Below are 7,721 nucleotides of genomic sequence, written 5' to 3'. Positions count from 1 at the left end.
CTACACGGTGTCGTACTCTTTTTTTTTTTTTAATGATCCGGCGCCCCCCGAGATCTCCCCTCTTCCCCTACCCGCCGCTCTCCCGATCTTCTAAATTTTCTACTTCCTTCCCTTCTATTATTTTTTTCAACGTGTTGCCTCTGATCCTCTTCGTCTTCCCGGTTATTATCTCCGATATCCTCCCAGCCGATATCTTCTCTCCCCTGCACAACCCTACGATTTTGCGTATGAATCTCCTTAAATCTTTTGTGTTTGCGTAGATTGACACGTTGAATTTTGGGATGTATCTCTCCACTTCTTTCAAAAGTTTTTCGTATTTCTTTGAAACTCCTAACGAACGTATAACCTTTGATGTTCTGTAAATGGAAAACGTGTTGATCTTTTTTTCAATCACGAACAGGGTATCGAGGGCACCGAACAAATTGCCTGATGTCTCACGATAGTATCCAAGCCAGTATACCGCTTTTTGTGAAATGGAATAAGCCCAGAGTGGGTGGATGTTTTTTATATCCCACGCAAGATCGTTGAGAGAACTAACGACACCAGATGGGTGTGGGATAGTTTTGGATAGTTTATATGCTTGGATGTAATGATGCACCGCATGAGGTACATCATTTTTAGCTACACTATTCCGCGCTTTTCCAAGATAGTAAAATACAAAGGCAGAAGAAGTCTTGTTACTTCCCCAAATTCTCGGTTCAGATACTGACTTTTTTTCATATCTAGCTTTGACATTTATGAGTAACATTTCTATCTCTTCCCGTACCTTTCCGCTTACCTTGTTTAAATTTGATTTTAAACATCTATAGAGTTGCGGGTCAAATTCTCCAAGCTTGGACTTGCACGATAGTTTCCTCGCAAGAAGGAAAAATCTCATACTTTCGCTATTACAAAATCTAATAGCTTTGTTTACATACTGAATTGCTTGGCTGTACTTTCCTTCCCACGTATACAGCAGCGATACAGCGGAATATTTTACAGCTTTAGGTAATTTCATGTTGATCATTTGAACTATAAATGGCCTTGCAAATGCTCCGTATTCGAAAACAGGTATGAACATATCAGGTGTTTTTTTCATGTTTTCAAATCCCTTGTTTCTGTTATACATTGAAAATCTACATCTTAAAAAATCATACAAATTTACGTTCTAGAACCCGCATGAAAAAAGAATTTCGAAACGCATAAATTTGAAAAATCACATGGAACATGTTATCCTCTCAACAGGGGTGAGAATATGAGAAAGATTGTAGGACTTGTATTAATACTGATGCTCCTTTTTTTATCAGTAATTACATTTGGTGACAAGACAGATTCAGATAGCCAAACCGAAAGCACACCACCCGTTGTATCTCAGAGTGTTGATGAGTGATTTATTTTATTTTACCACACAGGTGACGGTACACATAGCCAAAACCCTGTGATTGAGCAGTATGTGGATGGGTAGGTGTTATCTTGCAGCTTCCCGCCGGCGGGAAATAAGAGGAAAGGAGGGGAAGAGGATGAAGAAACTTAACAGCTCCAAAAAGAATCAGCAAGTACTGGGTTGTGGGTGCGGATTAGGTAGTTGTGGAAAAAGTGAAATATTGTAGGTAGTTTTAAGAAAACGATCCCCCCAAGCTAAGCTTGGGTGGAGTCTGAAGGAGGGATTTAATGGAAAAGTCATGGACGGTTATCCGTAAAGACATCTTTGCGGTGTGAAAAAAACTTAGGGAACTATCGAAGTTTCTGACAATATTTGAGAGTGCCAATAATGAAAATGCTATTTTATTCAATAAAAGAAGCCTTTCAATGTTTTTATTAAATTCAGAACATCTCAAGTTTTATAAGTTGATAATTTCTTCAGACAGTGAGGAGAAATTCTTTAAATCGGTAAGGAACTTTTCAAAAAAGCTTCTTGTGAACCTTATAGAAGATTTTTATGAATTAATCCAGGACTTTGAACAGAACTCTGAAAGCAGCGAGAAAATACAAGTTTTTCCCAATACTTTGTTGAGACGATTAAATTTACTGATTTCACAAACCTGTAATTTAGGATGTGTGTATTGCTATGGAGCTAAGGGAAGCTATGACAAAGAATCATTAATGACTGAAAAAATTGCTGCAAAGACCTTAGAAGTATTCACAAAATTATATATTGGAATACAAGATGTGAATTTCTTTGGTGGGGAGCCCCTCCTTAATTTGCGTTTAATTGAATATGTTTTGAAGTGGTTTAGTACTCGTTTGGGAGAACAACCGTCCTACGTAATAGTAACAAGCCTGGCGGTACCTCCGCGGGTAGTCGAAGAGCTAACAGGTTTAATTTCAAGATATAAAGAGTGCAATATTGTAGTAACTGTAAGCATAGACGGCCCCCCAGAAATTCATAATTTAACTAGACCCTTCAAAAATGGTTATTCTTCTTTTAACTTGATTGATGAAAATATCAAAAAGTTGAGGTATATAAATCAACCTAAAGCATTTGAAGTGACATATACCAAATTACATCAAGATCTTAATGTAAAGCCCGAAGATATCATTGATTTTTTAGTAAAGAGATACCATTTAACTCATGAAAGGATTTTCATCGTTCCTGTAGTGTCAACAGATCCAAAAATAGCTGTACAAGACACGTGTTTATCAAGTTTTGGCATTTGGAATCGATTGTTTAAACTTCGAAAGTGTGATCCTTATATAAAAGAACAAATCCAACAAATTTTTGATAGGATTACTAACTCGAAGCCAAATACTTATTTCTGTGATGCAGGAATTTCCAATTTTACAGTCACTGCAAGCGGTGAAATTTATCCTTGCCAAATGTTAGTTGGAAAGGACGGTTTTAAAATTGGAACGGTATACGAGAATATCGGAACATTGAAGGAAAAGATGAGACATAAACATTTTGAATACGCAAGGATTTTTTCGAAGCATTACAAAGAATGTGAAGATTGTTTTATGGAATATTTGTGTTCTCAATGCACCGCGGGAAACTACATCTCAACAGGACAATGGATAAGTTTTGATGAATGTGTGCAAAAACGTAATTTTGTCACGCAGGTTCTGAGGTCCTATCTGGACAGGATTTAAAAGCGAAGTAAGGAGGATGGTACAATGACAGATGATACGCTTTCTGTTCTAAAGTACTCCGGAAAGTACATTCGTTACCAGCTGCCGCTTTTTTTGATATCTCCTTTTATACTTCTCTTTAGTGCTGTAAGGCCTTTTCTAATAAGGTTTTTGATCGATGACATCGTTGGAAAGAGCAGATTTGAATTTCTTGGAATTTACATCGCTGCTCTTATTGGCGTGACTTTTATTGAACATTTGTTTACTTTGATCGGAAATTACATGTACTACAAAACGGCTAACCGAGTGGTTGTTGATGAACAAAATGCCCTTTTCGAAAAGCTACTTAAAGTCCCAATGTGGAAGCATACCTATCTTAACACGGGAGATTTGATGTCAAGGGTTTTAAACGATGTTCCAGAAATGGCAGAAGTTTTGGGAATAGCTATAGCTGTTATATTCTCAAATGTCTTTACTTTGTTCCTTGTAAGTGGTGTACTTATTTATTTCTGCTGGAAGCTCGCACTTGTCACTTTCATTATGCTTCCTGTATATTACTTCTCCTTGAAAGCATTCAACAGGAAAATCAGAGAAACAGCGAAAAAAGAAAGGGAGAAGTATGCAAAGCTCACGGAAAGTTTTCGTGAGAAGATAGAAGGTATATGGGCGATCAAGGGTCTTAACAAAATAAGCTTTTTTAAGGATCTTTTTTCAAAAAATGTGAACGAATGGTTCAAAGCTAAAAACAGGTACAGCTTTTTCTCGCGGTGCGATGAAGAAGTAGTTGGATTCATAGCCAGTTTGACACCAGCTTTGGTGCTTGGTTTTGGAGGGTATTTAATAATGAAGGGGCAATTGACACTCGGAACTTTGATAGGTTTTTACTCATACGTTGGATGGTTGTACTCACCAGTTAGAGTCTTAAGTCAGTATTACGTTTCTTTGCAGCGTGCTGGTCAAATTCTAAGACGGATAGACGATATCTATAAACTCCCAGAGGAGAATGAAAAATCTGGAGAGGTGCTTTTAGGAAGCGATGTAAAAACCGTTGCTTATGAAAATGTCTCTTTCTCCTACAACAATTCACCGGTTTTGAAGGATATAAACTTTATCATTCGTGGAAGAGAAAGAGTAGCCATAGTGGGAACGAGTGGAAGCGGAAAGAGCACAATATTGAACCTTTTACCGAAGTTCTACGAAGTTTCATCAGGGAGAGTGTTGGTAAACGATAAAAACATAAAGGAATATGTTTTGGAGAACCTTAGGAAAAATGTGATTATCGTTAGACAGAACGATTTCCTGTTCAACATGAGCATTAGGGAAAATATCATTCTGGATGACGAGTTCAGTGAAGAAGAATTTAAAGAAGCTGTGAAGATAGCGTGCGTGGATAAATTTGTGAATGAACTTGAAAATGGCTACGAAACTCTGGTAGGCGAGCGAGGTACGAAACTTTCGGATGGTCAAAGACAAAGAGTAGCAATAGGGAGGGCCGTTATAAGAAAACCGAAGGTGCTAATACTTGATGAAGCCACATCAGGTGTTGATTCAAAAACGGAAGAGGAGATATTCAAAAATCTTCTTGAACTGAATACAACCTTGATAATCGTTTCGCATAGGCTATCAACTATAAAGAAGGCGAATAAGATTTTTGTTGTGGATAACGGAGAAATTATTTGCGAGGGAGATCACGATGAGTTGCTTAAAAACTGCATGGAATATAGGCAGATAATTCAAGGGCAACTTATTGAGCAAATTGAAACCGCAAGGCAGTAATTATGAAGTCGTTTCTTACCTTCTTCGCTAAAGTACGGGAAAAATTTTGAGAGGCTATTTAATTCAATACTATACTTGCTGGTTTTAAATATTTCTGATTAACAGAACCCCCATAATCAAGGAGGGAAAGTTATGAAAAACACCCGAGTATTTATGGAATATTTTCAAAGAAATCTGGAAAGATTGAGGACGAATTTTATTCTTTTTCCCGTCGTTAAACAAAACAGAGCGATATTATTTCATATACCTACACTAAGTATTTATGAGATAGATGAAAATTACAAAAATTTTTTCGAATTTCTACTAAATACATCTGCCGAAAAATTTAAAACTATGTTTACAGAGTACATAAGCAAAGATAAAGAGAATTACAAAATAATCAAAGATATATTTACAACCATAAAGGAAGTAGAAAAAATGGCAGAAAAAATCAAAGATATAAGTGCTCAAAGACTATCCCAGTTGACCTTATTGGTTTCCCAACGCTGTACTATGGATTGTTTATATTGTTACGCAAAGGGAGGGACATACGGGCAAAACCATCTGATGAACGCGGAAGTTGTAAAAAAGTCAATATTAGTTTTTTACAAACTATACGATTCTATAGAAAAGATAAAGTTCTTCGGCGGAGAACCACTTCTAAATATCAGAGGAATTTTAAGCGCCATTTACCTTCTGAGAGAACTGCATCAAAAAGGTTTTATCAAAAAATTCCCTGTTATAGAAGTGGTCACAGGGCTTGGCGTTGAAGAAGAGATTATAGGTTGCTTAATCAAGATGGTCATGGAGAATACGGGTTTTAACTTTGAAATACTTGTGAGTATGGATGGACCGGAAGATATACAAAATTTGCTACGTCCAATGAAAGGTGGTAAGCCTTCGTTTGAGATCGTGGATAAAAATTTACGGATGTTGCGTAAAATAAATCAGCCAAAAATGATTGGTGTAACATTCACAAAAAAGCATTTAGAAATGGGGTTCACAGAAGAAGTCTTGATAGAGTTCTTTCACATGAATTATGGGATAGATACCGTGAAAATCGAACCGGTGATTACCGATAAACCTGAACTCGAAGTTCCTAAAAATTACATTAATGATGATATTTACGAGGTATTTACGAAAATAAGTAAAGGCAATATAAAAGTTTTAAATGACCCGGAGGATATTAGGATAAGGATTCGGACAATAGTCAATAAGATTATATCATCTTTCCCGAAAAAATATTTTTGCGATGCTGGTATTACAAGTTTTGCTGTAACAGCCATTGGGGATGTTTATCCATGTTACATAGTTGCAGGGAATGGTCAATACCTTATTACAAACGTAAATGAACCAGTGGAAACCATAAGGCAAAAACTTAAAGAAACCATCAAAAACTATCGTAAATTATCTGATAAAGATCAACATGGGAAGTGTAAAAAATGTTATTTAAGGTACTTTTGCAATGCTTGTACTTTTGAAACAATAATAAAAGATAAAGAAAAATATTTTGCAGATTGTAAGAAAAGGAGGGATATAGTCAGAATAGTGTTTGAAAATGAACTATGGAGAAAAATATAGATATACAATTAATTCGCCTGCTGAAGAGTTGAAAATGAATTAGCGATGAGTCTTATTTGGCTATTGCATTCGCTAAATTTGGCCTAATTTAGCGAACAGATTTGCTAAATAAGGACTTATATGGTAAATTATTTAAATTATTTAACGGGGTGATTGCATGGACAAACTCCTTGAAAAAAATGTTGATCCGATTCGTGTGCTGTACCTTCCCTGCGACATGATTAAAGACAACGAGGAACTGGCTAATGTACTGATTTTTTACAAGAAGTCATTTGATTTTAAAAAGAAAAATTCTTTCATTTTTCTTGATGAGACAACAACCGTACCTGAATGGCAAAGAGCGATTAAATTCCTTGTGGATTCTGGAATTGTAAGCGACGATCTGGTCGTTCTCACAGGATCGTCAGCCAAATCAATTGAAATGAGACACAAAATAGAAATGATAATATTGAGGCATCTTTTTAAAAAGCGGGAGATTTCCATGTTTGGGTTGGATTTGGTAAAAGGTCCATACTTTTGGTATTCCGATAAAGGTAAAGAAATAGATTTTGTGGTAGATACAAAAACCGCTCTGCTTCCGCTGGAAGTTAAGTATCAAAACACCGTAAGTCCCGGTGATTACGTGGGAATGAAAAAAGTCTTCGGTAGTGGGATTGTGATAACAAAGAATACGATATTTAAAGATGAAGATGTAATTGGTATTCCCGCATGGCTGTTTGTAAGCTTGGTTAAATAGAAGCGATAGATTTCAAAATCCTCTCCAGTCTCCCTCTCACCCTTTTGTCGTCTTCACACCAGTATGCTAAAAGCGTCGGTTGTATCTCCAACCGGTACTTCTTCGCAAAACCCCTCACTACCTCAGACCCATTCACCCTCATTCCAAACCTTATCCCATCGTACCTGCCGTAATTTCTCATAAACCTGTCCAGTAACTTCCTGTCGTACTCGTCAAGTTCTATGTATCTCCGGATAAATTCCCCCAGCTTCTTTACTCCCATCCTGTCCACCGCTTTCCTCACCGCTGTTTTCCGTCCTTCCACATAAGGGTGCGCTTCCACCATGTCCACCACGAATTCCATAGTTTTGTATCTTCTTGCCATATACTTCCCAAATTCCTCAACATTCTCAAGAAGTTTGTAAGATTTTTTGAGTTTGTCCTTTCTTGAAAGGTAGAACTTCTCTCTCTCAACCTGTGCTATGTACGTCGATATGAAAAGCCGTTTTCTTTCAGAAAGTGTAAGCTGTTTTAACTCCTCCAGTGCTTTTTCAAACCGCTCTTCTACCTTCAGCTTTATCCGTTCGTTATATACAGGATATGGAACTTCTAAATTTTCTACTTC

General features: G+C 36.8%; 6 protein-coding genes and 1 pseudogene. 5 read left to right on the top strand and 2 right to left on the bottom strand.

The window, feature by feature from the left end; all coding sequences use genetic code 11:
• Positions 1-67: 67 nt before the first annotated feature.
• Positions 68-1,138 (bottom strand): hypothetical protein, encoded by a 1,071-nt coding sequence (locus tag XO08_RS03380; RefSeq protein ID WP_143609914.1) that lies wholly within the window; start codon positions 1,136-1,138, stop codon positions 68-70.
• 96 nt (positions 1,139-1,234) lie between these two features.
• On the opposite strand from XO08_RS03380, the gene XO08_RS09435 reads away from it, so the two are divergent.
• The 5 genes from XO08_RS09435 to XO08_RS03360 all read left to right on the top strand — a co-directional run bounded on the left by XO08_RS09435 (position 1,235) and on the right by XO08_RS03360 (position 7,117).
• The gene (locus XO08_RS09435) at positions 1,235-1,369 is read left to right on the top strand and encodes a hypothetical protein (RefSeq protein WP_255362951.1); all 135 of its coding nucleotides are present in this window, start codon (positions 1,235-1,237) and stop codon (positions 1,367-1,369) included.
• A gap of 419 nt (positions 1,370-1,788) precedes the next feature.
• Positions 1,789-3,066 carry a radical SAM protein gene (locus tag XO08_RS03375; RefSeq protein ID WP_077287234.1) on the top strand — a complete coding sequence of 426 codons (1,278 nt, stop codon included), beginning with the start codon at positions 1,789-1,791 and terminating at the stop codon, positions 3,064-3,066.
• Positions 3,067-3,090: 24 nt separating this feature from the next.
• Entirely contained in the window at positions 3,091-4,821 is a 1,731-nt protein-coding gene (locus XO08_RS03370) for an ABC transporter ATP-binding protein (protein WP_077287232.1), read from the top strand.
• A gap of 132 nt (positions 4,822-4,953) precedes the next feature.
• Positions 4,954-6,381, top strand: a complete 1,428-nt coding sequence (locus XO08_RS03365) for a radical SAM protein (RefSeq protein ID WP_077287230.1) — start codon at positions 4,954-4,956, stop codon at positions 6,379-6,381.
• A 157-nt stretch (positions 6,382-6,538) separates the two neighbouring features.
• Positions 6,539-7,117, top strand: coding sequence for an AAA family ATPase (locus tag XO08_RS03360; RefSeq protein WP_077287228.1), 579 nt, complete (start codon positions 6,539-6,541; stop codon positions 7,115-7,117).
• Here the strand turns inward: XO08_RS03360 and XO08_RS09295 are convergent.
• A pseudogene (locus tag XO08_RS09295) lies at positions 7,110-7,721 on the bottom strand (hypothetical protein); the annotation flags it as partial. The gene XO08_RS03360 and the pseudogene XO08_RS09295 sit on opposite strands and share 8 nt — an antisense overlap.

Origin of the sequence: Thermosipho sp. 1074, assembly GCF_001999655.1 — a bacterium.
Taxonomy (GTDB): Bacteria; Thermotogota; Thermotogae; order Thermotogales; family Fervidobacteriaceae; genus Thermosipho; species Thermosipho affectus.
The sequence above is the reverse complement of the archived record's forward strand: the minus strand, read 5'-3'. Positions and strand labels throughout refer to the sequence as shown.

What these genes read in the sequence shown, in the direction of transcription:
- XO08_RS03360 (WP_077287228.1), top strand. Translation starts at nt 6,539, where the DNA reads ATGGACAAACTCCTTGAAAAAAATGTTGATCCGATTCGTGTGCTGTAC.
- XO08_RS03365 (WP_077287230.1), top strand. Translation starts at nt 4,954, where the DNA reads ATGAAAAACACCCGAGTATTTATGGAATATTTTCAAAGAAATCTGGAA.
- XO08_RS09435 (WP_255362951.1), top strand. Translation starts at nt 1,235, where the DNA reads ATGAGAAAGATTGTAGGACTTGTATTAATACTGATGCTCCTTTTTTTA.
- XO08_RS03370 (WP_077287232.1), top strand. Translation starts at nt 3,091, where the DNA reads ATGACAGATGATACGCTTTCTGTTCTAAAGTACTCCGGAAAGTACATT.
- XO08_RS03375 (WP_077287234.1), top strand. Translation starts at nt 1,789, where the DNA reads ATGTTTTTATTAAATTCAGAACATCTCAAGTTTTATAAGTTGATAATT.